General features: G+C 67.8%; 1 protein-coding gene. It reads right to left on the bottom strand.

Annotated elements, in window-relative coordinates; translation table 11 throughout:
• Positions 1 to 363: phage tail tape measure protein (locus Q5762_RS37450; protein ID WP_315896776.1), on the bottom strand; the 363-nt coding region annotated here is incomplete at both ends.

The raw sequence follows: 363 nt of genomic DNA, 5'->3' as shown, positions 1-363 counted from the left end.
CGGCGGTCTGCCCGCTGATGCGGGCCAGTGTCGCCAAACCGTTGCCACCGGCACGGACGTGCGCGTCGATGAGCCGCCATGTCTTGGACATCGCCGTGCCGCCGGCCTCCGCCTCGACACCGACCGACGCCATCGCCGCAGCGGTCGCCAGCACGTCAGCCTCAGTCATGCCCATCTGTGACCCGGCAGCAGCGAGACGCTGCGACAGGGACACGATGTCACGCTCTGTCGTCGCGCCATTATTGCCGAGCGCCACCACAGCCGACCCGAGACGCCGCACATCCGCCTGAGAGGTGCCCATGACGTTCATAAACTGCGCCAGTGACGTGGCTGCCTCGTCCGCGCTCAGGTTCGTTGTCTCGC

Source organism: Streptomyces sp. P9(2023), from assembly GCF_032436795.1.
Taxonomy (GTDB): domain Bacteria; phylum Actinomycetota; class Actinomycetes; order Streptomycetales; family Streptomycetaceae; genus Streptomyces.
This window is presented reverse-complemented; position numbering and strand designations above follow the sequence as displayed.